The sequence below is a fragment of the Sporanaerobium hydrogeniformans genome (assembly GCF_002735925.1).
GTDB lineage: Bacteria > Bacillota > Clostridia > Lachnospirales > Cellulosilyticaceae > Sporanaerobium > Sporanaerobium hydrogeniformans.
Map to the genome: position 1 here is coordinate 138892 of NZ_PEDL01000003.1, position 26654 is coordinate 165545.

Sequence of the window (26654 nt, forward strand, 5' to 3'; positions counted from 1 at the left end):
GATTCCAGCCACTCGTGGACTTATCTTTGATCGTTATGGCAATCCATTAGCCATTAATGAACCTGTTAATGTTTTAAAGTTTGACCAACAAGCTTTTACTAATAAGGAAAAACTAAATGAGACTTTATTACAAGCCATAAATATATTAGAACAAAATGACGATACCTTTATTGATAATGTACCTCTTTCTCAAAAAGCTCCATTTATTTTAACAGGAGATACGTATGAAGTAAATCGTTTTAGTTATAATGTACCCTATATAAATGAAGAACAACGTCAAGAGCTTCTTACCTATAGTGGGCAAGAATGGATGGCATATTTAAAAAAACAGTTTGAAATAAGCCCACAATTAACAGATGAGGAAGCAAGAAAAATTATTGCCTTGCGTGTAGAAATTTTTAAATCCTCCTATTCACAGTACCAATTGGTTAACCTTGCTTTGAAAGTATCTGATAAGACGATGAGCCAAATAGAAGAAAATAGGGAAAAATTTGTAGGATTAAGTATCGATCAAATCCCCCTGCGTTATTATCCTGAAGGAGAAATAGTAGGCAATCTTTTGGGTTATACGCGAACCATTACGGAAAATCAGTTGGAACAGCTTCAAAAACAAGGAAAAAATTATGAGCGTAATGACTTAATTGGACAAATGGGCCTTGAGCAATCCATGGAAGATAAATTAAAAGGTGAAAAAGGGCTTGAAAAGGTAGCAGTTGATAATTTTGGCAGGCGTATTTATACATTAAGTCGAGAAGAAGGGCAAGCAGGAAGAGATATTTACTTAACGCTTGATTTAGCCCTACAAAAGGCTACGTATAATAGTTTAGAGAGAAGGCTGAGTGAAGCGATTATAATGCGTCTTAAAAACCCAGGTGGTTCTGTGCTTCCTCTAGATGCTAAAACCCTTATTCGTTCTATGATTGAAAGTAATATTTTAGATATAAAGGCATTGCAGGTAGCACCTCAAGAGACAAAGAGTCATGCTATAGTGAGTATTTTGGAACAAGCTTACGACAAAATAGATCCTTTGATGCGACAAGACTTTTCTCTTAAGAAGTTACTTTTAGAGTGGTTTGATGAAGGCAAATTAACAGAGAAAGAAATTCTGTGGATACTTCATGAGCAAGGAATTTTAAAACTAGAACCTTCTGTTCTAGGTGAATTTCAAAAAAATAAGCAGGGAACTACAGAGGAACTTTTAATAGATCAACTTGAAAAAGGCTATTTAAAGCCTAAATACTTTGCAATTGATCCTTGTAGTGGTGCAGCAGCAGTGGTAGATGTACAGACAGGTGAAGTTTTAAGTTTAGTAGGATATCCTTCTTTTGATAATAATCAGCTAAGTACTTCTTTTAATTCATATTATGCACAACTTACAGATGGGTTTGATAAGCGTAGCCTTTTAGTTAATCGTGTGACCAAGACAGCTAAAGCACCTGGTTCTACTTACAAAATGGTGACTGCTATTGCAGGACTTGAAGAAGGAGTGATTACTCCAACAGAGAAAATTAATGATACAGGAACCTTTACACAGGCAGGGGCGCCTTATCCAAGATGTTGGGTACTAAGTTCTTCAGGTAATGGGCATGGTGAAGTAGATTTAAACCGTGCCTTAGAAGTATCTTGCAATTATTATTTTTATGAAGTCGCTTATCGCTTAGCTCAAAAGATGGGGTCTAATTTTGAAGGAATTAATACATTAAATCGTTACGCGGATTTGTTTGGTTTAAGTGAAAAAACAGGAATTGAACTAGATGAGGTACAGCCTAATATTTCTTCACCTTTTAATTTAGTCAAGCAGTGTGTAAGACAGGTTTTAAATAAGTTAAAAGATTTGTCAATGAGTAAAGAGCAAGAGCTACTTACTACCCTTAAAGCACAACTTGAGAAAGGTGTTTATTTAACAGATTCATTAGGAGAGACTAGGTTAGAGGTAGAAGAAGCATTCCAATATGAATTGAAACGTCAGTTAGAACCACTTTTGCAAAAGGTTTTAGAGCCACATTATGATGTGTTTTTACCACAGATTTTATCACAAATTAAGCAAGGTGTGGCAAAAGATTTTACTCAGGTTATGGAACAAATTATAGTTAACACAATGGAGAGAACGACGAGTACCTCTTTAGAACAAAAAGTAAAAAGTGTATTTATTCAAAGTCTGGAGATTTATGTAGATAAGACACTGGATGAGTCCTTAAAACAAGCAATTAATCAAATTCCTGAAGATGAATTATTAGATGCTTATGAGCAAGCTTTTTTGAAGGTTTATCGTATGCAAATAAGAAAAGCAGATCAAAGAGAAAGTGCAAAAGCCTTACTATTAGCTAAAAATCAATTACCTACCAAGATAGAGACATATAAAGAGCAACTGGTAGCAAAAATAAGACAAAATATTATAAATTTGATTGTCAATGAGTTGTTTGTTGGTGTAGAATTAAATTGGACAGATGGAGTAACCGTACGTACTGCCATGGGGCAAGGATACAATGCTTTTTCTCCTTTGCAAATTGTACGCTATATTGCAGGCATAGCTAATAAAAAAGTAACTTATGATTTACGACTGGTACAAGGAATTAGAAGCTATGAAGCAGGTCGATCGCTCTATGAAGTAACCTTGCCACACCCTATTAGGGATATTACAGTATCCGATTATACGATGAACCTTATACATCAAGGTATGCTAGATGTAATACAGGGAGAAGAAGGAACAGCAAGAGAGATTTTTAAAAACTTTCCTGTAGCGATAGGTGCCAAAACAGGAACGGCAGAAGACGGTAAACATGAACATGCTTGGTTTGCGGGGTTTGCACCTTATGAGGCACCTCAAATCGCATTAGTAGTCACACTTTACAACACAGATGGATTAGGTAGTACAAGTCAATTGATTGCCAAAGATATTTTGGAAAATTATTTTAAGGAGAGTCAAGATAAACAAGCTACTTTAGAGAATATATTTGTTGACTAGAGGGGGAGGAAGATGGTGCAAGATAATCTAGTTGTCTTCAAAGGTTATGCAGATGGCATTATTGTTTTACTAGATGAAATGGCTAACTTTGAGGCGGTATTGGAGTGTTTCAAACAAAAACTGAAGGATTCTGAACGCTTTTTTAAAGGCTCTAGAGTGTCTTTACGTTTTAAAGGAAGACCTTTAAGCGAAAAACAGCAAGAGATACTTTTGGAACTTTTAGCCAATCAAAATATTGTTAATATTTCTTTTGTACATGAGTTTGAAAATGAAAAAGAAATGTTTAAAGAAACTGATTATTTGAAATGGATCAAAGAGCAGATTGAATCAGGTGAAGCTTCACTTACACATTTTCATTATGGTATTGTGCGTTCAGGTAATCATGTACATGCTAGTGGAAATGTTGTTGTATTAGGTGATGTAAACCCGGGAGGACTTGTAACAGCAGGTGGAAATATCCTTATAATGGGTTCGTTGAAAGGAAAAGTACATGCAGGCATGGACCCTAGCTTTTCACATCCTTTTGTGATTGCGCAAAGTATGCAACCTATTCAGATTGGTATTGCTTCTATTATTGCTCAGTCACCCCAGGGCAATAAGTATATGGATATAGGTGAGGGTGGTATGCAAATGGCTTATTTGTATGAAGAAGAAATCTATATCAATCAAATGGATACAAAAACATTAAGTCATATGTTAAAATAAAAAGAAATGAATTAGAGGGGGTTAAAAATGAGTGAAGTAATTGTAATTACCTCTGGTAAAGGTGGTGTAGGTAAAACAACTACCTCTGCCAATGTAGGTACAGCATTAGCATTAGCAGGTAAACAAGTCGTATTAGTGGATGCAGATATTGGACTTCGCAATCTTGATGTTGTTATGGGGCTTGAGAATAGAATTGTTTATGATTTAGTAGATGTAGTAGAAGGAAGGTGCCGTTTAAAACAAGCCTTAATTAAGGACAAGCGTTTTGAAGGACTTTTTCTTTTACCAGCTGCTCAGACACGTGATAAAAATGCAGTAAGCCCAGAACAAATGAAAAAACTATGTGATTCATTAAAAGAGGATTTTGATTATATTTTATTAGATTGTCCAGCTGGTATCGAACAAGGTTTTAAAAACGCTATAGCAGGTGCAGATCGTGCTTTAGTTATAACTACACCAGAGGTTTCAGCTGTAAGAGATGCAGATCGTATTATTGGGCTTTTAGAATCCCATGGCGTTTCAACTATTCATCTTATCATCAATCGTGTACGTATGAATATGGTAAAACGTGGAGATATGATGGCAATGGAAGATGTAGTTGAAATTCTTGCTATTGATCTTATTGGAGTTGTACCAGATGATGAAAATATTGTTGTAACAACTAACAAAGGTGAACCAGCAGTTATTGAAGGGAGCTCTTTAGCAAGTAAAGCTTTCCGTAATATTGCAGATCGCGTACAAGGTTTAGAGCGTCCATTTTTAGATTTAAATATTTCTACTGGTTTAGTAGGTAAAATCAAAAAGGTATTTGGATTTGGAAATCAATAAAGGGAGTAGGTGATGGGGGTAATGGACTTTAATAGCTTGTTTGGAAAGAGAAATAAATCAAGTTCAGTAGCAAAGGATCGATTGAAGTTGGTACTTATTCATGATCGTATGAATTGTTCTACTGAACTTTTAGAAATGATGCGGGCAGATATTGTAGCGGTAATATCTAAGTATGTAGATATTGATACCGACGACTTTAATATTGAAATATCGAATAGGCAATATGAAGAAGGTGGCAAAAAGGCACCTGTATTATCCGCCAATATACCTATTAAGAATTTAAAGAAAGTGAAGTGACTCTCTAAGAGTTTCATAGGGGGCACTAGGAAAGGATTCGTTATTTTTTTATGTTTAAAAAATTTTCAATTAAACAAATGGATGGTTGGCTTATTGTTCTAATGATGTTACTAACAGGTATTGGCATATTAGCAATTAGCAGTGCAACAGCTTCCTTTGGCGATGAGGATTTAGTCAAAAAACAGCTTGTCTTTTTTGGCATTGGTTTTGTTTTAATGTTAATTGTGATGAGTATTGACTATCATATGCTGGGGGATTGGTATTTAATTATTTATGTGCTTACTAATCTTGTTTTATTATCTGTTTTTTTCTTAGGGAAAGAAGTAAATGGAGCTGCAAGATGGATTTCGATTGGAGGTTTTCAACTGCAACCTTCCGAATTTGCTAAAATTGCTATGATTTTATGTTGTGCCAAACTAATTGATAAGTACAATAAAAAGATTAATCGATTATGGCCTATTTTAGTGATTGGAGCATTTGACTTTGTGCCCTTTATTCTTATTAATCGTCAACCTAATTTGTCTACAAGTATTGTACTTGTTGTTATTTTAATGATACAATTATTTGTAACCAAACTCGATTTCAAGTATATTGCTTCAGCTGTAGGGATAGGCATATTAATTGTAACGGTTGCCTTTGTTTATATTGTAAAGAATCCAGATCAGAAGCTAATTGCTAAGTATCAAAGAGACCGTATCGTAAATAAGATTCATGGCGGGGATAGCTTAGATGAACGTTACCAAACAACTCAAGCTATTCATGCCATTGGCTCAGGTGGGCTTAAAGGTAAAGGGCTCTATCAAGGTTCTATCAGTCAACTCAATTATTTACCAGAATCTCAAAATGATTTTATTATTGCTGTAATTGGTGAAGAGTTTGGTTTTATTGGAGCTACAGGTGTGATAGCACTCTTGATGCTTTTTATTTTAAGAGGATTATGGATTGCAAGAGGAGCACCTGATGATTTAGGTAAGTTTATCGTTGTAGGTTATATCGGTATGATTGCTATGCAGTCTTTCGTTAATATTGGAGTAGCTACCGATTTACTCCCTAATACAGGGATACCCGTTCCATTTATTAGTTATGGTGGGAGTTCTTTATGGGCAAACATGATTGGGATGGGGTTAGTATTAAATGTTGCGATGACAAAAGAAGAAACTATGTTTTAAAGGAGGTTGAACCCTATGAACGTTGCACTCATTGCACACGATGCAAAGAAAAAGTTAATGGAAAATTTCGCAATTGCGTATCGCCATATTTTAATGAAGCATACCTTATATGCGACTGGAACAACGGGAAGACTCGTAGAAGAGGCAACAAATTTAAATATTTATAAGTATTTAGCAGGACATTTAGGTGGGGCACAGCAGTTGGGCGCACAAATTGCTCACAATCAAGTGGATATGGTGATTTTTCTAAGAGACCCTGTTTCTCAGAAACCTCACGAACCAGATTTAGGAAGTATAGAAAGATTATGTGATATTCACAATATACCTATTGCTACCAATTTAGCAACAGCTGAACTCCTTGTAAAAGCCTTAGAAAGAGGCGATTTAAGTTGGCGTGAGGTTATGCGATAAAAGACTTTTTTAAGTCTTTTTTTATTTTGTGCCTTAAGAATAAAGCTTTTTCTTGTCCCATATATATAGACTATAAAAGATATTCAAGAGGTGAGAAAATGGGAGAAGTAAAGAGAAAGAGACCATGGGAAGATAAGCCAAAAGAAGAGCCCACTACATTTGCAAATGATCTTTTGAATCAAATACTCATTTGTACTGTAATAGGTATAGGAGCGTTTCTTGTGCTAAATACTAAAGAAAGCACGAAATGGAAAGACACTTTTCAACAAGAAATTTCTAAGAATATAGAAATAGAAGATTTACAAAAGTGGGTTAAAAAAGGAAGAGAAGTGATTCGTGACTATACTTTAAAATAGAATGGAAAATATACTGGAGGAAAAAATGAATACAGTTAATTTATCTGATTCACTTCTAAATAGAGTGGATAAACCAGCGCGTTATATTGGAGGAGAATTAAATAGTTATAAAAAGACTATTGAAGAAGAGACAATCCGTTTTGCTTTTTGTTTTCCGGATGTTTATGAAGTAGGTATGAGTCATTTAGGTATGCAAATTTTATACCACTTCTTAAATCGTAGAGAAGATACTTTTTGTGAAAGAGTTTTTGCACCTTGGGTAGATATGGAAAAAATAATGCGAGAAGAAAAGATTCCTCTCTTTAGTTTAGAGAGCCATAGCCCACTTAGTGACTTTGATTTTGTAGGCTTTACCTTACAATACGAAATGAGTTATACCAATATCTTAAACATGCTAGAGTTAGGTGGGATTCCTTTATGGAGTAAGGATAGAAGAGAAGAACATCCTTTTGTTATTGTTGGGGGGCCTTGTGCGTATAATCCTGAACCTTTAGCTAACTTTGTAGATATTGTTTATATTGGTGAAGGTGAAGTTTCCTATGATGCTTTATTGGATAAATATAAGGAATGGAAACGAGAAGGTGGAAGTCGTCAAGACTTTTTAAAACATATTGTTAAAATTCCTGGTATTTATGTTCCTTGTTTTTATGAAGAAATATATAAGGAAGATGGTACCTTAAGTAAACGTAAGAAAAATTATGAAGAAGCACCTGATACTATCAAAAAAGTTATTGTTGAAAAGATGGATGAGAGTTTTTATCCAGAAAAGCAAGTTGTACCATGGATTCGTGCAATTCATGACCGTGTAACCTTAGAAATGTTTAGAGGGTGTATCCGAGGGTGTCGTTTTTGTCAAGCGGGTATGATTTACCGTCCTGTTCGTCAGAAAAGCAAAGAGGTATTACTTGGTTATGCTCAAAAACTTTTAGAAGCAACAGGGTACGAGGAAATTTCTCTTGCATCTTTAAGTACCAGTGACTATAAAGAGTTACCAGCCTTTGCAGAGGAACTTATAGGGATGTGTAATGAGGAGTATGTAAATATTTCATTACCGTCTTTACGTGTAGATGCTTTTTCAGTAGATCTTATGCAAAAAGTACAAGAGGTGAGAAAAAGTAGTTTAACCTTTGCTCCAGAAGCAGGAACACAAAAAATGCGTGATGTGATTAATAAAAATATTTCTGAAGAAGAGATTTTAAAGGGGTGTCGCCTAGCCTTTGAAGGAGGTTGGAATAGGGTTAAACTTTACTTTATGCTTGGTTTGCCTTATGAAACAGTAGAAGACGTACAAGGTATTGCAGCTTTAGCTGAAAAGGTAGCACAAACTTATTTTGGAGTAGAAAAAGAAAAAAGGCAGGCGGGCTTACAACTTGTAGTAAGTACATCTTGTTTTGTGCCTAAACCTTTTACACCTTTTCAGTGGGCAGCACAAGATAGTGCAGAAAGCTTTATGACCAAGCATAATCTGCTGAAGCATGCTATAACGCGTAGGCAAATTCGCTATAACCACCATGATGCTAAAACGAGTGTATTAGAGGCTGTTATTGCAAGAGGAGATAGACGTGTGGGCAACCTCCTTTATACAGCCTATCAAAAAGGCTGTACCTTTGATAGTTGGAGCGAGCACTTTGATGAAAACAAATGGCAAGAAGCAGCTAAAGACAGTGGGATTGAACTAGCTTTTTATGCACAACGTGAACGGAGTTATGAGGAGCTTCTGCCTTGGGAACACATTGATATTGGTGTAACAAAGCGTTTCTTAATGGCTGAAAATGAAAAGGCTAAGGCGGCTAGTACCACTCCTCATTGCCTAGAAAAATGTTCAGGATGTGGAGCAAATAAGTTAGGAAAAGGAGTTTGTCATGAAGGTTAGATTAAAATTTACTAAAGAAGGCCCTGTTAAATTTGTAGGGCATCTTGATACGGTACGCTTATTTCAACGTGCTATAAAGGTTGCTAAAATACCAGTTGCATACTCACAAGGTTTTAGTCCTCATTCTCTTATTTATTTTGCTCTTCCTTTGGCAGTAGGTATGAGCAGTAAGGGTGAGTATTTGGACATCGTTCTTGAGAAGGAAATAGAACCTGAATGGGTGAAGGATCAACTTAATCAGGTTTTAGTAGATGGTATACGTATTTGTGAGATTTTTAGAGCTCCTGATATAAAAGACTCCTTAATGAGTTTAGTAAAGGCGGCAGACTATCAAGTGATTTTGCCTAAAAGAGAATTTCCTTATTTAACATGTGAAATACTTGAAAAAGGTTTAGGACAACAGCAGTTATTAGTAGAGAAAAAGGGGAAAAAAGGGAATAAAGAGATAGATATTAAACCTCTTATTCTAGGAACAGAAGTAAATGAAGAGGAACAAGCATTTTGTCTGAAGCTTCATGTTTTAGCAGGAAGTGAAGCTAATTTAAAACCAGAGCTTGTCATCAAGGCACTTTTAACAGACGTTCAAGAGAACCATTATTTTGAGATTACTCGAGAAGAGTTATATGCTTATGATAAGGAATATATACCTTTAGACCATTATGGGAGATAGGGATGAAAAAGACTATTTTAATTGAAAAAAGCAGAGTATTAACACGTATGGCCTATCTTCAAGAGGGTGAGCTAATAGCCACTTACATTGATTCTCCTTTTGAACCCGAATTGCAAAATAAAATACTCGTAGGACAGGTGGACCAAATTGTTAAAAATCTCAAGGCAGTTTTTGTGGACTATGGTGCTGAAAAGAAAGGTCTTTTACATTTTGCGCAGATTCCTGAAGAATATAGAGCAAAATTAAAACAAGGATTGCGCCTTCCTATTCAAGTTACTAGGCTTAATAAAGGAGATAAGGGGAATAAGCTTACTGCTAAGGTGTCTATGCAAGGTCGTTATATGGTTTGTCTACCCTTTGAACCGGGTATCAGTATATCTAAAAAAATTAAGCAATCTGCTTTAAGAGAAAAACTTAAAGAGCAGATTCGTCAAAGTTGTAAGAGAGAGTATGGATTTATTATTCGAACAGAGGCTATGACGTGTTCGATAGAGGATTTTGAAAAAGAACTAAAGGATTTAATTCAAAAAGCAGATCAATTTATGAAAAGTAAGGATTATCTTTCGAAGGGAAGCATTCTATATGAAGAATTACCAACTTCTTTAAGTTGGATTTTTGATCATATGACCATGCAAGATGAAATAACACTTATTTGTGATGATGCGGATTATAGTGAAAAATTAAAAGAAGTGTGCCATCAATATGGCTATACAGATAAAAAGTTAGATTTACAAGTGTTAACAGAAAAAAGTAATCTTTTTTTTGTCTATGGGATTCAAAAGCAGTGGGATAAGCTTTTTGAACGTAAAATTTGGCTTAAAAATGGGGGTAACATTGTTATTGATTGTACAGAAGCTATGACAGTAATCGATGTGAATAGTGCTAAGGCTATTTTGTCTAAAAATGCAAGACAAGCTATTTTAGAACTGAATCAGCTTGCTATACAGGAAGGACTATTGCAAGTACTAAGGCGTAATTTATCAGGAATTATTTTAATGGATTTAGTGGAAATGACAGAAGCTGAGGATAGAGAGGCTGCCTATCATTATGCAAAAAAGATACTAGAAACCTATGGTGAAAAGAGAACTCTTGTCTATCCATTAACTGAATTAGGTATTTTGCAGTGTACGAGAAGTAAAAAGCAACTTAGTGTGGGACAAAAGCTATTGGAGGGATGTAATGTTTGTGGAGCAAGAGAAGGGCGTTATAACATGCTGTATGAAGCTTTTTTATTGGAGCAAAAGTTAAAAAATCTTCATGAGCAAACGATGCAACGTCAGCTTTATATCCATTGTCATGAAAGACTTTACGATTTTCTAATAGAAAATGACATACTAAAGCAATTAGAAAAGACGTATGACATGACATTATTTCTTGAGAAATCAAAAGAACTTCAAGGAAAAGCTTTTTTATGTCAATTTTAACCGTTTTGATTATTGACAGGCTAGGGGAACTATGCTAGACTATTTAAGTGTTTTAAGCCGCACGAAGAGGTTGAAAACATCAACAAGATGTACCGTATTCGGCGAGTTTTCGGTTTAAGGAGGTGTACACATGTACGCAATTATTGAAACAGGTGGCAAACAATACAAAGTTCAAGTTGGAGATAGTATTTGTGTTGAAAAATTAAATGTAGCCGCTGGTGAAGCAGTTGTATTCGACAACGTATTAGTTGTTGGTAAAGAAGATTCTTTAACAGTTGGAACTCCTTTTGTAAGTGGTGCAACAGTTAAAGCAGATGTTGTAGGCGACGGTAAAGGTAAAAAAATTATCGTATACAAATACAAATCTAAAAAATCTTACCACAAAAAACGTGGTCATCGTCAACCTTTCACAAAAGTTACTATTACAGCCATTGAAGCTTAAGTCGTATGACAAAGGTAACTTTGTATTATAAGGATGATTTACTTTGGCGTTTTAAAGTAGATGGACATGCTGGATTTGCAGTACATGGTGAAGACATCGTTTGTGCCGCAATTAGTATGTTAACTATTAATACAATTAATGCCATTAGTTTATATACTAAGGAGCCTTATACGGAACTTAGTATGGATTCAAAAAGAGGGCTTCTTGATATTGCTTTTCCTAATCGTAAATTAGGAAGATATGAAGAGGAGTCCGAATTACTTTTAAAAAGTATGGTATTAGGTCTTAAGACTATTCAAGAAACGTACGGAGAAAAATATATTCAAATTAGAACTAAATAGGAGGTGAATTATATGTTACGTTTAGACCTTCAGTTTTTTGCTCATAAAAAAGGGGTAGGATCAACTAAAAACGGTCGTGACTCTGAATCAAAACGCCTTGGTGCGAAAAGAGCAGATGGACAATTTGTAAAAGCTGGTAACATTCTATATCGTCAAAGAGGAACTAAAATTCATCCAGGTGAGAATGTAGGACGTGGCGGCGACGATACGTTATTTGCATTAGTGGATGGACGCGTTAAATTTGAACGTAAAGGCAGAGATAAAAAACAAGTTTCTGTATATCCAGTAGCACAAGAAGCATAAGAAGACTTTTAGAAGGTTTCAACTACAGTTTGAAACCTTCTTTTTATGTATAAACTATAGATAGAAAGGAGTGATACTGTGTTTGTTGATAAAGTAAAAATATTTGTTAAATCAGGTAAAGGTGGTGACGGACATGTTTCTTTTCGAAGAGAGAAATATGTGCCTAATGGTGGTCCAGATGGCGGTGATGGTGGACGTGGCGGTCATGTGATTTTTGAAGTGGATCCGGGAGTCAATACCTTAATGGCCTTTCGACATAATCGTCATTATAAAGCAGAAAATGGGGAAAGTGGAGGCAAAAAGCGTTGCCATGGCAAGGACGGACAAGATTTAATTATTCGTGTACCCCAAGGTACCATTATTCGTGAGGCAGAAACAGGTAAAGTTATTACAGATTTACATGGTATAGATCAAAAAGAAATTGTTTTTAGTGGGGGACGAGGTGGACGTGGTAATCAGCATTTTGCTACAGCTACGCGCCAAGCGCCACGCTATTCAGAGAAAGGACAACCAGGTAAAGAATACTGGGTTATTCTTGAACTTAAAATGATTGCGGATGTAGGACTTGTAGGTTATCCCAATGTTGGAAAATCAACTTTACTTTCTATGGTGAGTAATGCACAACCTAAAATTGCTAATTATCATTTTACAACCTTAGCACCTAATTTAGGGGTTATTAGCAATTCTTATGGTAAACACTATGTAATGGCTGATATCCCTGGACTTATTGAAGGTGCATCAGAGGGAATTGGATTAGGTCATTCCTTTTTACGCCATGTGGAACGTACAAAAGTGCTAGTCCACGTAGTTGATGTAGCGGGAACAGAAGGAAGAGACCCAGTAGAAGATATTTATACTATTCAAAAAGAAATTAAACTTTATAATCCAGAGATTTTAAAAAATAAGCCTCAACTTATTGCAGCCAATAAAACGGATGTAGGAAATTATGAGGAAAATTTAGCACACTTAAAGGCAGAATTTGAACCTCAAGGTATAGAAGTTATACCTATTTCAGCAGCAGGTAATCAGAATTTACAAGACTTATTAAAGGCTATTGGATTGCTTCTTGAAAAAGTACCCGATCACACCATTATTTTCGAGCCAGAATTTGAAGAAAACTCTGAGGCTGATGACGAACCATTTACTGTGACAAAAGCAGGTGAAGGTTATTATGTGGTTGAAGGTAGGGCTATTGAGCGTATGATGGGTTATACGGCATTAGATACAGAAAAAGGTTTTGCTTTCTTCCAGAAATATTTAAGAGATAAAGGGATTATACAAGCTTTAGTAGACGCTGGAATAGAGGAAAGCGACGTAGTTAATATTTATGATTTAGAATTTGAGTATTTTAAATAGGAGAATCCAAAATGAAAACTTTAACAAGTAAACAACGTGCTTACCTTAAAGGGTTGGCTCAAAAAATAGATCCCATTTTTCAAATTGGCAAAAATGGTGTAACACCAGAAGTAACGGAAGCCATTGCTTTAGCTTTAGAAGCTAGAGAGTTAATTAAAATTAGTATTTTAAATAACTGTCTGGAAGATCCTCGTGATGTATGTGAGAAGTTAAGTGAAAGAACACATTCTTTACCTGTTCAAATCATTGGTAAAAAGATTGTGCTCTATAAGCCTTCTAAAGAAAATCATAGAATTATGCTTCCTCAGTAAAAATAAAAGAGAGTTTTTTTCTTTAGTAAGTTTAGACTACTAGAGGAAAAGACTTTTTTTGCTTTTAGAAGCATGTTATAAAAAAGTTTATTTTTAGAAAAACAAGAAGGGAAGATTTTATGGATTAGGACTTTCAAATTCATAAAAATAGGTTATAATAAGAAAAGTATATAGGGTAGACTGATAATAAGAGGAGAGAAAGATTGTATGATCTCACAATTTGGAGCCATGCGTAAGTTAGCCATAATGGGGGGAACATTTGATCCTATTCATATTGGACATCTTGTAACGGCAGAAGAAGTAAGACAGGAATTTGATATTGATGAAGTACTATTTATACCAACAGGTCATCCCCCTCATAAAGCCAGCATTAATATGACGACGAGTGAACATCGCTATTTGATGACCGTACTTGCAACAGCAGCTAATCCTAGTTTTAAGGTCTCTAAATTAGAGATTAATAGAGAAGGTGTTACCTATACCATTGATACGATTAAAGAACTTAAAAAAATTTATGGTGAACAGGTAAAGCTATATTTTATTACAGGTGCAGATGCCATTCATAAAATATTAACGTGGAAATCTTCAGAGGAGCTTTTGCAAATCTGTGAATTTGTAGCAGTAACAAGACCAGGCTATAATAAAGAAGAGTTAATTAAACAAATTGAGGAACTTAAAAGAAAATATGAGACGAATATTCATTTTCTTGAGGTACCAGCTTTAGCTATTTCATCTTCTGATATTCGTTATCGGATTGAAAATCAAAAGCCTATTAAATATTTAGTGCCTCCTGAAGTTGAAAATTATATAAAAAAATATAAATTATATCATTATGCCATTTGTTTAACAACTGAGAAAAGAGAAAAGATGTGTGCTTATGTGGCTAAGCGTTTATCCGCTAAACGTTATGCACATACAAAAGGAGTTATCGAAATGGCTCTGGAATTTGCTAGGGTGCATCAACTAAACTATGATGAAGTCTTTTTAGCAGCACTTTTTCATGATGTAGCAAAAGAGATTTCTGGGGATGAAAAAAGAAAACTTTGTAAGGCTTATGATATTACTTTAGATGCCTTTGAAGAAAAGCATATTGATTTAGCTCATGGTAAAATAGCAGCTGAGTTGCTAAAAAGAGATTGGCACATTACAACTCCCTCTGTTTTACAAAGTATTGCTTCTCATACTATTGGACGACCTTATATGACAGATTTAGAAAAGGTTATTTATTTAGCAGATATGACAGAAGCAGGACGTAGCCCGTATAAAGCAAAAGAGGAAATTCGTCACTTAGCTATGTATGATTTAAATGAAGCAATGTACGTAGCGCTCTGTTCTTCTTATAACTATGTCACCAATATACTAAAGCAGGAGGCACATCCTATTACGACGATGCTAATTGCAGAATACGAGAAAGTTAGGACTAAAAGTGAGCGAAAGGAGCAAACACAATTTGAACAAAGAGATACTTGATTGTGCGAAAAAAATATTTACAATCATTAATAAGAAAAGTATACAGGGAATTGATGTTTTAGATGTCCACGAATTAACTCCACTAGCAGATATATTTATTATTGCAACAGCTTCTAATATCAGGCAAACTCAAGCTATTGCAAATGATGTGGAGGATATGCTCATAGAAGAAGGTATCCGTTTGCGTCAAAAGGAAGGCTATCAGACTGCAAAATGGATTTTGATGGATTATGGTAACATTATTATTCATATTTTACATGAGGAAGAAGCAGAGTTTTATGGTTTAAATCGTTTGTGGAAGGATGCCCCCAAATTTACTTTTGAATAGATGAAAGGCTTGTTATTAATCCTAAAAGGTTAAGTAACAAGCCTTTTTATGTTGATTATCATTATTTAAGTAGTTTGTCCAAGTTTATCTTGACTTTTTGACGATGGCGTTTCCTTTTCCATTTAAAGGATAATAAAAGAAATAAACTTCCTACAATAGTAATGATTATAGCGAAAAGAATTTTATAAGAGATAGGAAAAAGTGACTCAGGTGTAGGAGACACTGTGATATAAGGGGAGGGTAAATAAGAGATATCTTGAATGACTAACGTGTTTTTAGCAAGAATTTCACTTTTATATAAATAAGTAATTTCCCCAATGGTACTCCCTTTAGTTATTCCAAGAGTTAAATAATCGGGTAGTTTCATTTGAGTAGTAATATCGCGTTCTTTAATATCTTTACGCATTAAAATAGAGAGCGGATTTTGAGTACCAATGGATACATTACCAGCTTGATAGAGTTCTCCACTTCTTATACTATAAAGCGGCAAGGTTTTTAATGTTGTTTGAGGACTATGAAGTGAAAGTGTACGATAAGCATTAAAACCATAGTCCAATAAAGCATTGGTATCTGCATACATCATTTCCTTGTCATCTGCTTTCAAGATAACTACTACAAGCTCTACCTCTCCTTTTTTAGCCATAGTAACTAATGTATGACGAGCAATATCTGTATAGCCGGTTTTTCCACCAATAACATCGGGTCGATAGAGGCGACTATTTCTTTTTTCATTCATTAGACCATGTTGTTGAGAAAAATAACGAACCTCGTTTGTTTTATTGGTATAAGGAATTTGATAAGTTTTATGACTCATAATTTCTAAAAAGTAGGAATTAGTCATTAAATAACTAGAAATAAGAGCCATATCATAGGCTGTCGTATAATGATTTTCATTATCTAGACCATGAGGATTCATAAAATTTGTATTTTTAGCTCCTAACTCTTTAGCACGTTCTGTCATACGTACTGCAAAATTTTCAATACTACCACTCGTAGCTTCTGCAAGTCCATTAGCAACCTCATTGGCAGATTCGAGAAGTAAACCATGAAGAGCTTGGTCCACAGTTATTTCCTCGCCAACATCTAGCGCAATATGGCTGCTTCCTCTTTCAATACCATAGATAGCTTCTTTAGAAAAGGTAACCCTATCGGTAGGTTTTAGGTTTTCAATGGTTAATAGGGCAGTCATAAGTTTTGTAATACTGGCGGGATAGTGCCTATCTTCAGCATTTTTTTGATAAAGAATGGTTTTAGATTTAACATCCATTAAAATAGCAGAAGTAGCGCTAACAGCAGGTGCTTGATAAGCAACCTCTGTCGCTAGTAAGCTTTGGGCACACAAACTGAAGACAAGTAGATAATGGCTCAGTTTAAGTAAACGTTTAAATTTCATTGTTTGACGACCCCTTTCTCTTATCAATTATAACAAATGTCTTTTAAATTAGTAAGGGTAAACTGACTAATTTATTAAAAAAATGTTAAAACTTTATGCAAGAGGTGCATAAAAATGAAAGATGAAAAAAAATACAAAAACATAGGTCTTTTAGTAGGTATAGGTATCCTACTAGCTATAGGTTACGGTGTACAGCAGATAGAGCGTCCACTTGTTGATAAATGTATACAGGAGGAACAAATAGCACAAGTATCTAAGGAAGTTCAAGTTCAAGAAATAACAACTCAAGATACAGTAGAAGTTTCCTTGCCTTCACCAGAAGTTACACGTGAGGTACCTGTTTATATTTGTGGAGAAGTTGTTAAGCCAGGTGTTTATTACATGAAAGAAGGGGCTATTCTAGCAGAATTGATGACTATGTGTGGCGGCTTAACGGAGGAAGCAGAACCCTATTATTTAAATCTAGCAAGTCCTGTTATCCCTCATGAAAAAATAGTTGTACCAAAAGTTGGAGAAGAAATTGACAAATTTGCTAATTCATATGACAATAGAGAAGAGTACTTGGGAAACAAGCAAGAAGTCTCTTCAAAAGAAGGTCAAAAAATAAACATTAATAGTGCAAGTGAAGCCCAGCTTCAAGAGTTGCCAGGTATTGGAAAAGTCAAAGCAGCAGCCATTGTTGCTTACAGAGAAGAAAAAGGTGGCTTTAAGGATATAAATGAGTTGCTTCAGATATCTGGAATAGGAGAGAAGACCTTAGAAAAAATAAGAGACTTAGTGACACGATAGAATGAGGGAGGATCTAAAATGAATAGTAAAATTTTAGTAGTAGATGATGAGAAACTTATTGTCAAAGGTATCAAGTTTAGCCTCGAACAAGAAGGCTGGGAAGTTGATGCAGCTTATGACGGGGAAGAAGCGCTTAATAATGTGCGTAACGGAAAATATGATGTAATGATTTTAGATGTGATGTTACCTAAATATAATGGATTAGAGGTATGTCAATTAGTAAGAGAGTTCTCTAATATTCCCATTATCATGCTAACTGCTAAAGGTGAGGACATGGATAAAATAATGGGACTTGAGTATGGGGCAGATGACTATGTAACAAAGCCGTTTAACATTTTGGAGCTAAAAGCACGTATTAAAGCCATTTTGAGAAGATCAACACATGTTGAAAAGGAACCTAATAAAAAGGTAATTGAAGTAGGCGAGTTACGTCTAGAAGTAAATAGTCGTCGTGTATTTATTAAAGAACAAGAAATCAATTTAACTGCTAAGGAATTTGATATTCTTGAACTCTTTGCAACACATCCAGGTAAAGTATATAGTCGTGACCAACTACTAGATACTATTTGGGGACATGAATATCCTGGTGATGTGCGTACGGTGGATGTACATGTAAGGAGACTTAGAGAAAAGGTGGAGCCTAATCCAGGACAACCTGAATATATCTATACAAAATGGGGGGTAGGTTATTATTTTAAAGATTAGAATGAAGTGGTTTCAAAGCTTAAGATGGCGCCTACTTGTCTTATTCTTCATTGTGAGTTTTATGCCACTTACTTTTTTCTCTTCTGTACTTTTAAGTCGTATGGAATTTTATTTTGTAAAAAAGGCACAGCAGGAGTGGCTCAGTAAAGCCAATTTAGTGTCTATACAAACTAAAGAAGGAAATTACTTAAAAGATGCGAGTAATTATAACTATTTTTCTTCTCGAATCATAGAGATGAGTAAGGAAAAAGACTTTGATTGTCGTATTTTAGTGGTGGATAAATATGGTTTTGTTGTAGTAGACTCTAGCTTTACTGCTCTTAACAAAACCATTATGAATAAACAGATTTTTGATGCACTTAATAAAAAAGATAGTGCAGAGAAATATCAGCTTGGCGATCAAACTATTATTAATGCTGCTGTTTCTGTTCCAGATAAAAATAATAAAGATGAAGTGTTAGGAGTTGTTATTTTATCTGGTAACATTGACTCCGTATACAAGTCATTAGCTGACATGAAGAGTCAGATTTATCTTCTTTCTTTAGTCACGAGTTTATTTGTAGGAATTCTATGCTTTGTCACATCCTCACTGATTACAAAACCTTTGAAAACTTTAATGAAGTTTGTACAACGTATTACAACAGGTCAGCTTGATCAAAAAGTAGATGTTGTAGGGAAGGATGAAATTGCAGAGCTAGGCAATGCATTTAACCATATGGCTGAGCAATTGCAACGAGTAGAGCAATCACGTCAAGAATTTGTATCCAATGTATCTCATGAATTAAAAACGCCCCTTTCTTCAATTAAAGTGTTGACAGAGTCTCTTATTTTTCAAGAGAATGTACCAGTAGAAATGTATAAGGAATTTTTTACAGATATTAATTCAGAAGTAGATCGTTTAAATAATATTATTTCTGATCTTTTAACATTAGTACGTTTAGACCAACGAGAAGTCCCACTCAATATTAATACGGTCAACCTGAATGATGTGACACAAGGTATACTCAAAAGACTTATTCCACTAGCGAAGAAGAAGGAAATTAAATTAATTTATGAAAGTCATAAAGATATTACAGCAGAAATTGATGAAGTGAAATTTACTTTAGCTATTTCTAATCTTATTGAAAATGCCATTAAATACACACCTAATGGTGGGGAAGTAAAGGTCATTATTCAAAGTGATTTACAGGATGTCTTTATTACAGTCAAAGATACAGGGATTGGGATTGCAAAAGAAGAGCAGTCTAAAATCTTTGAACGGTTTTATCGTACGGATAAAACACGCAATCGTGAAACAGGAGGTACAGGTTTAGGTCTTGCCATTACTTATAAAACTATTGTGATGCATAATGGGGCAATTGTAGTAGAAAGTGAAGAAGGAGAAGGGTCTACCTTTGTTATACAAATACCTCTTCGCCATGTTTGGGAAGGAGGCACTCGATGAAAAAACGCATATTTAGCTTATTATTAGGACTTAGCTTAATAAGCATGGCTTTAGTAGGCTGTGAATCTCAAGTTCATCAAGAAGAGTTAGAAAATAGTTTAAAAGTGTATTTTTATAATGCTGAGGATGGAAGTTTGATTACAGAAAATGTGGCTGTAGATTTGGCACCCAATACACCAAGTGATAAATTGTTAGACGTGGTTATAAAAGCCTTGTATAAGGGAGCCCAAACAACAAATACGTTACAAACAAAATTAACCTTACCAATTGATGCTATTAGTTTAAAGGATGGGATTGTAAGTATTAACTTTGATGGAACGTATGAGCTACTTTCACCACAAGAACAAATTGCTACGCGTGCTTCACTTGTTTATTCCCTTACTCAATTAGACTTTGTAAAAGCCGTTGATTTTTCTATGAAAGGTAAGCCACTAACTAATTTAATGGGAGATGTAATTGGCGCTGTAACATATAATGATGTGGTTACAAATGTTTTAGAACCTAATCCACCAACTACACAACAAAAAATTAAGCTTTATTTTGCTAATGCAGAGGGAACAGCATTAGTGAAAGAAGAAAGGATGATTTTAACTAACAACAGCATTCCTCTCGAGCGCTATGTGGTAGAAGAGCTTATTAAAGGGCCACAGATAGAGGGATTGCATGCTACGCTTCCAAAAGAAACAAAGCTTAATGCCATTACAACTAAGGATGGTGTTTGTCAGGTGGACTTATCTTTTGATATCAAATCAAAGCATTTTACCTCATCGCTTAGTAAAAAATTAATGGTGTATTCTATTGTCAATGCTTTAACAGATTTACCAGAGCCTAAAAAATCAGATATTCGTAAAGTTGCTTTTTTGATTGATGGAAAAAAAGAGAGTGAGTTTAGTAAAGATATTGATTTAAGTGAATTCCTAGGAAGGGATGAATCACTCATTGCGAAAGATTAAAAGACCCCTTGTAGGGGGGGCAGTTTATATAGTTATTGGGATAATAGGGGGAGAAATGGTATGTCAAAAGGCACCATTTCTCCTTTTATTGCTAGTATTTCTTTTGATAAGCCTCATAGGGTGGTGGTATATAAAATATGAATTGGCCATTGCCTATTTGTGTTGCTTTCTTTTAGGATTAGGGGTGCTATTAGGCAACTCAACAGTAAAGGAAGAAAGTTGGCTAGAAAAAAGGCAGGTACTAACCTTAACAGGGATAGTCAAAGCATCTAAGGAGACAAGTTACAACAAACAAATTGAGCTTAGACAAGTAGCTTTATATGAAAAAGGGGGAGCCAAACATTTAAAATCTAATGTGCTTGTAGGGTTACCTTTAAGTGCTACTATAAAAGAAGGGGACTTAATAGAGGTGAAGGGAACTCTTGAGAAACCATTACCACCTATGAATCCAAGTGATTGGAATTATCCTTACTATTTAAAAAGCAAAAATCAAATCGGCTATTTAAAAGGAAAAGAAGTTAAGCAGTTAGGCTATAAGTTAACAATACTAGAAAAAATGCAGCAGAAGCTAAGAGAACGTATTCATTATCTTTTTAAAAGTCAAGATAAAGGAATTATGTTAGCTTTATTAGGCGGTGAATCCGAAGAAATTCCTGATACGACCTATATGCTTTATTCTCAAATGGGAGTGGTACATGTTTTAGCTATATCTGGTTTGCACGTAGGTTTGGTTTTAACGTTTCTATTAGGAATAGGTAGTTTGTTAGGTCTAAACTATATTTTAAGGTATAGTGTAGCGGGCTGTTTGATTTGGTTTTATGCTTTTATGATGGGCGGTAGTACACCTACTCTTCGTGCAACAGTGATGTGCACTCTTTTTATCGTAGCTAGATGTTTGTGGGAACAAGAAGATGATTGGACAAGTCTTGCCATAGCAGCAGTTTTTCTTCTTTTAGACGCACCTTATCAGCTTTATCAAGCAGGCTTTCAACTTTCTTTTGGTGCGGTAGGTGCACTCCTTTTAAGTAAGCTCCTTAAAAGAAAATGGGAAGAAAAGGGACGAAGATTAAAGAATTGGGAAATAAGTTTACTAAGTTGGGTAATGGTAACGCTTGTTCTATCTCCTCTTTTGGCATATCATTTTTTTGAGATTCCTTTTTTAACACAAGTGTTTACTCCTTTTTTGGTTCCTCTTTTTTCATTACTTCTTTTAATTGGATGGGGGATCATAGGCATGAGCATTTTTTGTATGCCTTTAGCAGCTCAGTTAGGAGATGCAGTGTGTGGTGTATTAGTATTAGTAGAGAAATTAGCAACGTGGGCTTGTAGTTGGCCTTTAGGGACATGGTGTATAGGTAGGCCGAATATGTGGGAGCTAATAGGTTATTATTTTTTGTTTACTTTAATAATAGGTTATTTATTAGGTTATTATGCACGCTCCATTTATCTTAAAGGAACTATCCTTATAAGTGGTTTATATATCCTTGTTCAAAGTCTCCTTCCTATACCTCTTCGATTTACACAGCTTTATGTGGGACAAGGTGATGGAATGGTTATGACAACTCCTTATGGAGAGGTTTGGGTAATTGATGGAGGTAATAAAGGAAAAGGCAAGACACTAGAACGCTTTATTAAATATCAAGGTAAGAAACAAATAGATGCTCTTTTTGTTTCACATTCTGATCTTGACCATATTGGTGGTGTATTGGAACTTTTACAAAGTAACTTACGGATTAAAAAAGTTTTTCTATCTGCTACGGATTCTTCAGAGCTAGAACAACAGCTTCTAGAAATATGTGAACAAAAACAAGTTTCCGTTCAGCGCCTTATACGAGGAGACTATTTTAAAAGAGGAGCTTTAGAGGTTCATATTTTGACGCCTTTTAAAGGAGAAAGAGCCAATAACTCAAACGATAATTCTCTTAGTTGCTTTATTGGCTATAAACAATTTAATGCACTATGGACAGGTGATTTATCAGCAAATGATGAGATGCGAGCCATTAATAAGTTAGGAAATATTGATGTTTTAAAGATAGCACATCATGGTTCCCGTACATCAACTCATGAAAAAACACTCTATGAAGTAAAACCTAAATATGCTATGATAAGCTGTGGTAAAGCTAATCGGTTCGGACACCCTCATGCAGAAGTCTTGAGACGTTTAGAGCTTCAAGATATATCTATCTTAAGAACAGATGAAAGAGGAGCTATTACATTTGAAACAGATGGGGACACATTAAAAATGTGGACTTATAGAAAGGGGGAAGAAGAATGACAAAAATGTTAAATACACAAGGTTATCTTTTGATGGGAGAGGACAATTGGTTGAAAGCTAAATGGTTTAAAACTTTTAAGCAAGACTACTGCATTGATGAACAAGATATGATGAATTATGTAGAAATAAAAGCTAAAGACCTTTCCTTTAGTAAGTTAGAAGATACATTGAATACGCTTCCTTTTTTTGCATCGCATAAATTAATTTACTTAAAGGATTCAGGTTTATTTAAAGCAGGTAAAAAAGAAGAAAGTGATAGTTTCTTAGGACTTATAAAGGATTTACCTGAGTATATTCTTTTAGTTGTTGACGAAAAGGAAGTGGATAAACGCAATAAACTTTACAAGGTCTTTAAAGAACGTTATGCAATCATTGTTTGTGACTATCCAGGTGAAGAACAAGTTATCACTATTCTGCAAAAAGAGCTTAAAAAAAACAGACTTGAAATGGATAAGGGGAATCTTCTTTACTTTATACGGAATATGCCAGAAAATGTGGAGGCTATCTTAACAGAGTTTCAGAAACTTATCACCTATGTAGAAGAGGGAAAAATAACTCAAGAAGCCATTGATGCAGTCTGCATATTTTCTCTAGAGAAAAGGGTCTTTGAACTTGTAAAAAAGATAGGTGCCAAAGAATCAAGTGAAGCTTTAGCCATCTATAATCGTATGATTCAGAGTAAGGAATCCCCAATTGGTATTTTAGTGCTTATTGCAAGACATTACCGTGTGATGCTTCAAATAAAATATCTAAGTAGTAAACGTAATCTTTCACAAAAGGAGTTAGCAACTCAGCTTAAGCTACCCTATTTTGCTGTGAAAGAACTCACTGAGCAAAGTAGAAAGTACTCTTTTAAGCAATTGGAAGCTATTTTAGCTGCTTGCTTAGAGACAGATCAAGCAATTAAAACAGGAAAAATGGAAGGGGTTAAGTGCGTAGAAGTTTTAATTATGAATTGTTTAAACCAACCTAAGATAGGATAAGAGAGTCTAGTCGCTTTTCCTAAAAAGAGACAAAAACCCCCTTTAGGAGTCTAACTCCTAAAGGGGGTTTTTGTTGGAACGTCATCCTTATGCAATCGTTTTTACTAAACGAGCAAGTGTAGATTTTTTACGAGCAGCAGTGTTTTTATGATAAACACCTTTTGCACAAGCTTTATCAATAGCTTTTACAGCTACTGTTAAAGCTGCATTAGCTGCTGTTAAATCGTTAGCTTCTACAGCCACTACAACTTTTTTCATTTGAGTTTTTACTGCTGAACGAATTGAACGATTACGAGCAGTTTTTGTTGCGATAACTTGGATACGTTTTTTTGCTGATTTAATATTGGCCATTGTATGGTCCCTCCATTCATATTCTATGGACACGGTTTGGGGAATTATGAACGGTTTCAACACTCTACAGTATATAGTATGAATAGAATCTCGTCAATGCATACAGACTAAAATTATGGTAAAAATACATAAAGAAAGTCTAAAAAATTTAAATAACAACTCTGCTACTCCTTGAGTGCGCAAATAGGAAAGAAGGAAATTGGAATGAATAAAAAAACAAAATTTGACAATTGGTCACCTCGAACTGATTTAGCACTGGAGATTAGTAACACGCTTAGAGCGAATAAAGAAGAAGATTACGTTATCCCAGGTGTAGATGTGCAAACTGAGCAAGATGAGGAGCATAGACTTACTGTTACAAAAGTAATTATTAAAGATAAGACAGGGGAAGAGCAAATGGGTAAACCTCAAGGACATTATATTACAGTGGAAAGTCCAACTATTAAAGAAAATGACCCTGAAGCCCATCACTTTGTTATTCAGGCAGTAGCAGAAGCACTCCAATCTGTGTTACCTAAAAAGAAAAATAAATATTTAGAAGTTTTAGTAATTGGGCTAGGTAATCGCTTTGCAACACCTGATACACTGGGTCCTAAAGTAGCTAATAAAGTTCTCGTTACCCGCCATCTTAGCATCAAAGTACCTAATGCCATTGATGAGTCAGTGTGTAAATTAAGTAGTTTAGCACCAGGGGTAATGGGGCTAACTGGTATTGAAACAGCTGAAATTATTAGTGGGGTAGCAGAACATGTAAAACCCGATTGCATTATTGCCATTGATGCCTTAGCTGCTCGTAGTGCCTCACGTATCAACTCGACTATTCAAATTGCAGATACAGGCATATCCCCTGGGGCAGGTGTAGGAAACTGTCGCAAACAGCTTAATAAAGAGTCTATGGGATGTCCAGTAATCGGTATAGGTGTTCCAACTGTTGTAGATACGACGACATTAGTTGCTGATACGTTTGATACCTTGCTACAAAGTATGTTAAAAGAAGCAGAACATTCACCTTTTTATGATATGCTTAAAGAACTTACAGAGCAAGAAAAGTATCAATTAATTCGTGAAAATATTTTTCCTGAAATAGCAGATTTATTTGTAACACCTAAAGACATTGATGAGGTAATGGAGTATCTAACAAGTATTATTGCTAATGCAATTAATATTGCTGTCCACCCCGGTATTACTTTAGAAGATATAAATAAATATACCTATTAGTCATAAATGGTGGACTAGGTTTATAGACTAGTAAAGAGTGAAAGGGGGGCCAGGATTGAGGCAAAAAGAAGAAACAACCTATAGAATGCAACATCTAAAAAGTGGTATAGGTATAAAGCAACTTATTTTTTACAGTATGCTGGCACTTCTATTTCTAAAGAGCTTAACAGGTGAACAGGGATTTCAGAAGCAAGAGGTAAGTTGGCAACTTGTAAGCCAAGCTATGCCATATGGTTTTAAGTGTGCAAATACGGGCTTTTTTCAGCAAGTGTTTTATGAAGCAACTCACATTTATTGGAAAGAGCCTTTAACTTTTGTGCAAAGCGTATTACCTAGTTTGAGGTTAAAAACCTACACCAATGGATTATTTACTGAAGATTTACCAGGTTACTTCCCGCAAGATCAAGAGTTGCCCTATATAGAAAGGGAAGGAAGTGACTATGCACCCCAACTACCAATTGTTTCACAAAAGGATTTAAAGATAGAAAACTATAAAGATCCCTATTACCTTCTTAAAAATTTTGTAACAGGTGAAGCTGTACTAGAGATAGATGCTGACTTTTTAAGGCAATGGGATTTTTATGATTTGATGACAAGAGACTTACGATTAGACGAGAACTTACCTGGTCCAAAGATTCTCATTTTTCATACACATGCTCGGGAAAAATTCGTTGGTGGGACAACAGTCGTCGATGTAGGAGAAGCTCTTGCAAAAGAATTAAAAGCACGCTATGATATTGAAACTTTGCATATTACAGATAGTTTTTATAAGGATGAAACAGAAAATGTAACCGGATGTTATGAAATTATGGAACCTGTTATTCAAAAGGTTCTAAAGGCTTATCCCTCTATTCAAATGTGTATTGATTTACACCGTGATGGGGTAGATGGTGACTATAAATTTGTTAAACAATATAATGACAAACCCACTGCTCAGTGGATGTATTTTAATGGTGTGTGTATGAATCGTAATATGGCAGGAGATTTAGTACCTATGCAAGATTTACAAAATCCTTATTTGCCTGAAAATCTTTCATTATCCTTCCAAATGCAAGCTATTGCTTATAAATATTATCCTGGTTTAACACGAAAAATTTATTTTAAACCGTATCGCTATAGTTTACATATGAAGCCTCTATCCACACTTATTGAGCTAGGTAATCAAAATAATACAGGAGAGGAAGCTTTAAATGCAGTAGAGCCTATGGCGAATATTATCGCAAAAGTACTGCAAAAAGATTGAACCTTCAAGAAAGGCTATGCTATAATAGAGCGAAAACTAACAAAAGATAGA

General features: G+C 35.0%; 27 protein-coding genes. 25 read left to right on the top strand and 2 right to left on the bottom strand.

Features of this window, described 5'->3' with window-relative positions; all coding sequences use genetic code 11:
- The first annotated feature begins 1 nt into the window (after window position 1).
- The 17 genes from CS063_RS05410 to rsfS all read left to right on the top strand — a co-directional run bounded on the left by CS063_RS05410 (window position 2) and on the right by rsfS (window position 15249).
- A complete protein-coding gene (locus CS063_RS05410; protein WP_308415436.1) occupies window positions 2–2965 on the top strand; it encodes a penicillin-binding transpeptidase domain-containing protein in 2964 nt (987 codons plus the stop codon).
- A 12-nt stretch (window positions 2966–2977) separates the two neighbouring features.
- On the top strand, window positions 2978–3670 hold the full coding sequence (locus tag CS063_RS05415; RefSeq protein ID WP_099448673.1) for a septum site-determining protein MinC: 693 nt from the start codon (window positions 2978–2980) through the stop codon (window positions 3668–3670).
- 27 nt (window positions 3671–3697) lie between these two features.
- Window positions 3698–4498, top strand: coding sequence for a septum site-determining protein MinD (gene minD / locus CS063_RS05420; protein ID WP_099448674.1), 801 nt, complete (start codon window positions 3698–3700; stop codon window positions 4496–4498).
- A 12-nt stretch (window positions 4499–4510) separates the two neighbouring features.
- A complete protein-coding gene (gene minE, locus CS063_RS05425; protein ID WP_099448675.1) occupies window positions 4511–4795 on the top strand; it encodes a cell division topological specificity factor MinE in 285 nt (94 codons plus the stop codon).
- A gap of 50 nt (window positions 4796–4845) precedes the next feature.
- Window positions 4846–5964, top strand: a complete 1119-nt coding sequence (locus CS063_RS05430) for an FtsW/RodA/SpoVE family cell cycle protein (RefSeq protein WP_099448676.1) — start codon at window positions 4846–4848, stop codon at window positions 5962–5964.
- A 15-nt stretch (window positions 5965–5979) separates the two neighbouring features.
- On the top strand, window positions 5980–6375 hold the full coding sequence (gene mgsA / locus CS063_RS05435; RefSeq protein ID WP_099448677.1) for a methylglyoxal synthase: 396 nt from the start codon (window positions 5980–5982) through the stop codon (window positions 6373–6375).
- 98 nt (window positions 6376–6473) lie between these two features.
- On the top strand, window positions 6474–6731 hold the full coding sequence (locus tag CS063_RS05440) for a hypothetical protein (protein WP_099448678.1): 258 nt from the start codon (window positions 6474–6476) through the stop codon (window positions 6729–6731).
- A gap of 25 nt (window positions 6732–6756) precedes the next feature.
- Window positions 6757–8604 (top strand): TIGR03960 family B12-binding radical SAM protein, encoded by a 1848-nt coding sequence (locus CS063_RS05445; RefSeq protein WP_099448726.1) that lies wholly within the window; start codon window positions 6757–6759, stop codon window positions 8602–8604.
- A complete protein-coding gene (locus CS063_RS05450; RefSeq protein ID WP_099448679.1) occupies window positions 8594–9274 on the top strand; it encodes a TIGR03936 family radical SAM-associated protein in 681 nt (226 codons plus the stop codon). The genes CS063_RS05445 and CS063_RS05450 overlap by 11 nt, the downstream gene beginning before the upstream one ends.
- A 2-nt stretch (window positions 9275–9276) precedes the next feature.
- Complete coding sequence (locus tag CS063_RS05455) at window positions 9277–10698, top strand: ribonuclease E/G (protein WP_099448680.1); 1422 nt, start codon at window positions 9277–9279, stop codon at window positions 10696–10698.
- A 130-nt stretch (window positions 10699–10828) separates the two neighbouring features.
- On the top strand, window positions 10829–11140 hold the full coding sequence (rplU, locus tag CS063_RS05460; protein WP_099448681.1) for a 50S ribosomal protein L21: 312 nt from the start codon (window positions 10829–10831) through the stop codon (window positions 11138–11140).
- Window positions 11141–11145: 5 nt separating this feature from the next.
- Window positions 11146–11481 carry a ribosomal-processing cysteine protease Prp gene (locus tag CS063_RS05465; protein WP_099448682.1) on the top strand — a complete coding sequence of 112 codons (336 nt, stop codon included), beginning with the start codon at window positions 11146–11148 and terminating at the stop codon, window positions 11479–11481.
- Between the two features lie 12 nt (window positions 11482–11493).
- On the top strand, window positions 11494–11784 hold the full coding sequence (gene rpmA, locus CS063_RS05470; protein WP_099448683.1) for a 50S ribosomal protein L27: 291 nt from the start codon (window positions 11494–11496) through the stop codon (window positions 11782–11784).
- Between the two features lie 78 nt (window positions 11785–11862).
- A complete protein-coding gene (gene obgE / locus CS063_RS05475) occupies window positions 11863–13140 on the top strand; it encodes a GTPase ObgE (RefSeq protein WP_099448684.1) in 1278 nt (425 codons plus the stop codon).
- Between the two features lie 11 nt (window positions 13141–13151).
- Complete coding sequence (gene yhbY / locus CS063_RS05480) at window positions 13152–13451, top strand: ribosome assembly RNA-binding protein YhbY (RefSeq protein ID WP_099448685.1); 300 nt, start codon at window positions 13152–13154, stop codon at window positions 13449–13451.
- A gap of 207 nt (window positions 13452–13658) precedes the next feature.
- Window positions 13659–14921: a nicotinate-nucleotide adenylyltransferase gene (gene nadD / locus CS063_RS05485; RefSeq protein WP_099448686.1), complete on the top strand. Its 1263-nt coding sequence runs from the start codon at window positions 13659–13661 to the stop codon at window positions 14919–14921.
- Window positions 14902–15249 carry a ribosome silencing factor gene (gene rsfS, locus CS063_RS05490; RefSeq protein WP_308415434.1) on the top strand — a complete coding sequence of 116 codons (348 nt, stop codon included), beginning with the start codon at window positions 14902–14904 and terminating at the stop codon, window positions 15247–15249. The genes nadD and rsfS overlap by 20 nt, the downstream gene beginning before the upstream one ends.
- Before the next feature lie 61 nt (window positions 15250–15310).
- On the opposite strand, the gene CS063_RS05495 is transcribed toward rsfS, so the two are convergent.
- Window positions 15311–16642, bottom strand: a complete 1332-nt coding sequence (locus tag CS063_RS05495; RefSeq protein WP_099448687.1) for a D-alanyl-D-alanine carboxypeptidase family protein — start codon at window positions 16640–16642, stop codon at window positions 15311–15313.
- Window positions 16643–16756: 114 nt separating this feature from the next.
- Here CS063_RS05495 and CS063_RS05500 point away from each other — a divergent pair, with 114 nt between their 5' ends.
- Genes CS063_RS05500 through holA form a run of 6 tightly spaced genes read left to right on the top strand, consistent with a single transcriptional unit; the run spans window position 16757 to window position 23791 of the window.
- Window positions 16757–17431 carry a helix-hairpin-helix domain-containing protein gene (locus tag CS063_RS05500; RefSeq protein ID WP_099448688.1) on the top strand — a complete coding sequence of 225 codons (675 nt, stop codon included), beginning with the start codon at window positions 16757–16759 and terminating at the stop codon, window positions 17429–17431.
- A gap of 18 nt (window positions 17432–17449) precedes the next feature.
- Window positions 17450–18136: a response regulator transcription factor gene (locus tag CS063_RS05505; protein ID WP_099448689.1), complete on the top strand. Its 687-nt coding sequence runs from the start codon at window positions 17450–17452 to the stop codon at window positions 18134–18136.
- Between the two features lies 1 nt (window position 18137).
- Entirely contained in the window at window positions 18138–19580 is a 1443-nt protein-coding gene (locus tag CS063_RS05510; RefSeq protein ID WP_099448690.1) for a sensor histidine kinase, read from the top strand.
- On the top strand, window positions 19577–20533 hold the full coding sequence (locus CS063_RS05515) for a GerMN domain-containing protein (RefSeq protein ID WP_099448691.1): 957 nt from the start codon (window positions 19577–19579) through the stop codon (window positions 20531–20533). The genes CS063_RS05510 and CS063_RS05515 overlap by 4 nt, the downstream gene beginning before the upstream one ends.
- Window positions 20520–22808 (top strand): DNA internalization-related competence protein ComEC/Rec2, encoded by a 2289-nt coding sequence (locus CS063_RS05520; protein ID WP_308415435.1) that lies wholly within the window; start codon window positions 20520–20522, stop codon window positions 22806–22808. The genes CS063_RS05515 and CS063_RS05520 overlap by 14 nt, the downstream gene beginning before the upstream one ends.
- Window positions 22805–23791, top strand: coding sequence for a DNA polymerase III subunit delta (gene holA, locus CS063_RS05525; RefSeq protein ID WP_099448693.1), 987 nt, complete (start codon window positions 22805–22807; stop codon window positions 23789–23791). Before CS063_RS05520 ends, holA begins: the two co-directional genes overlap by 4 nt.
- 87 nt (window positions 23792–23878) lie before the next feature.
- Here the strand turns inward: holA and rpsT are convergent, their stop codons facing one another.
- Entirely contained in the window at window positions 23879–24142 is a 264-nt protein-coding gene (rpsT, locus tag CS063_RS05530) for a 30S ribosomal protein S20 (protein WP_099448694.1), read from the bottom strand.
- Between the two features lie 204 nt (window positions 24143–24346).
- On the opposite strand from rpsT, the gene gpr reads away from it, so the two are divergent.
- Entirely contained in the window at window positions 24347–25360 is a 1014-nt protein-coding gene (gene gpr, locus CS063_RS05535; protein ID WP_099448695.1) for a GPR endopeptidase, read from the top strand.
- A 55-nt stretch (window positions 25361–25415) separates the two neighbouring features.
- A complete protein-coding gene (locus CS063_RS05540) occupies window positions 25416–26603 on the top strand; it encodes a stage II sporulation protein P (protein ID WP_099448696.1) in 1188 nt (395 codons plus the stop codon).
- Window positions 26604–26654 lie beyond the last annotated feature (51 nt).

Excerpts from the sequence above, each read along its gene's own strand:
- CS063_RS05440 (WP_099448678.1), top strand. The coding sequence starts at position 6,474 with ATGGGAGAAGTAAAGAGAAAGAGACCATGGGAAGATAAGCCAAAAGAA.
- CS063_RS05455 (WP_099448680.1), top strand. The coding sequence starts at position 9,277 with ATGAAAAAGACTATTTTAATTGAAAAAAGCAGAGTATTAACACGTATG.
- CS063_RS05415 (WP_099448673.1), top strand. The coding sequence starts at position 2,978 with ATGGTGCAAGATAATCTAGTTGTCTTCAAAGGTTATGCAGATGGCATT.
- mgsA (WP_099448677.1), top strand. The coding sequence starts at position 5,980 with ATGAACGTTGCACTCATTGCACACGATGCAAAGAAAAAGTTAATGGAA.
- CS063_RS05495 (WP_099448687.1), bottom strand. The coding sequence starts at position 16,642 with ATGAAATTTAAACGTTTACTTAAACTGAGCCATTATCTACTTGTCTTC.
- CS063_RS05450 (WP_099448679.1), top strand. The coding sequence starts at position 8,594 with ATGAAGGTTAGATTAAAATTTACTAAAGAAGGCCCTGTTAAATTTGTA.
- minE (WP_099448675.1), top strand. The coding sequence starts at position 4,511 with ATGGGGGTAATGGACTTTAATAGCTTGTTTGGAAAGAGAAATAAATCA.
- rpmA (WP_099448683.1), top strand. The coding sequence starts at position 11,494 with ATGTTACGTTTAGACCTTCAGTTTTTTGCTCATAAAAAAGGGGTAGGA.
- CS063_RS05430 (WP_099448676.1), top strand. The coding sequence starts at position 4,846 with ATGTTTAAAAAATTTTCAATTAAACAAATGGATGGTTGGCTTATTGTT.
- nadD (WP_099448686.1), top strand. The coding sequence starts at position 13,659 with ATGATCTCACAATTTGGAGCCATGCGTAAGTTAGCCATAATGGGGGGA.
- CS063_RS05445 (WP_099448726.1), top strand. The coding sequence starts at position 6,757 with ATGAATACAGTTAATTTATCTGATTCACTTCTAAATAGAGTGGATAAA.
- CS063_RS05515 (WP_099448691.1), top strand. The coding sequence starts at position 19,577 with ATGAAAAAACGCATATTTAGCTTATTATTAGGACTTAGCTTAATAAGC.
- holA (WP_099448693.1), top strand. The coding sequence starts at position 22,805 with ATGACAAAAATGTTAAATACACAAGGTTATCTTTTGATGGGAGAGGAC.
- minD (WP_099448674.1), top strand. The coding sequence starts at position 3,698 with ATGAGTGAAGTAATTGTAATTACCTCTGGTAAAGGTGGTGTAGGTAAA.
- CS063_RS05505 (WP_099448689.1), top strand. The coding sequence starts at position 17,450 with ATGAATAGTAAAATTTTAGTAGTAGATGATGAGAAACTTATTGTCAAA.
- CS063_RS05465 (WP_099448682.1), top strand. The coding sequence starts at position 11,146 with ATGACAAAGGTAACTTTGTATTATAAGGATGATTTACTTTGGCGTTTT.
- CS063_RS05510 (WP_099448690.1), top strand. The coding sequence starts at position 18,138 with ATGAAGTGGTTTCAAAGCTTAAGATGGCGCCTACTTGTCTTATTCTTC.
- yhbY (WP_099448685.1), top strand. The coding sequence starts at position 13,152 with ATGAAAACTTTAACAAGTAAACAACGTGCTTACCTTAAAGGGTTGGCT.
- CS063_RS05500 (WP_099448688.1), top strand. The coding sequence starts at position 16,757 with ATGAAAGATGAAAAAAAATACAAAAACATAGGTCTTTTAGTAGGTATA.
- rplU (WP_099448681.1), top strand. The coding sequence starts at position 10,829 with ATGTACGCAATTATTGAAACAGGTGGCAAACAATACAAAGTTCAAGTT.
- rpsT (WP_099448694.1), bottom strand. The coding sequence starts at position 24,142 with ATGGCCAATATTAAATCAGCAAAAAAACGTATCCAAGTTATCGCAACA.
- gpr (WP_099448695.1), top strand. The coding sequence starts at position 24,347 with ATGAATAAAAAAACAAAATTTGACAATTGGTCACCTCGAACTGATTTA.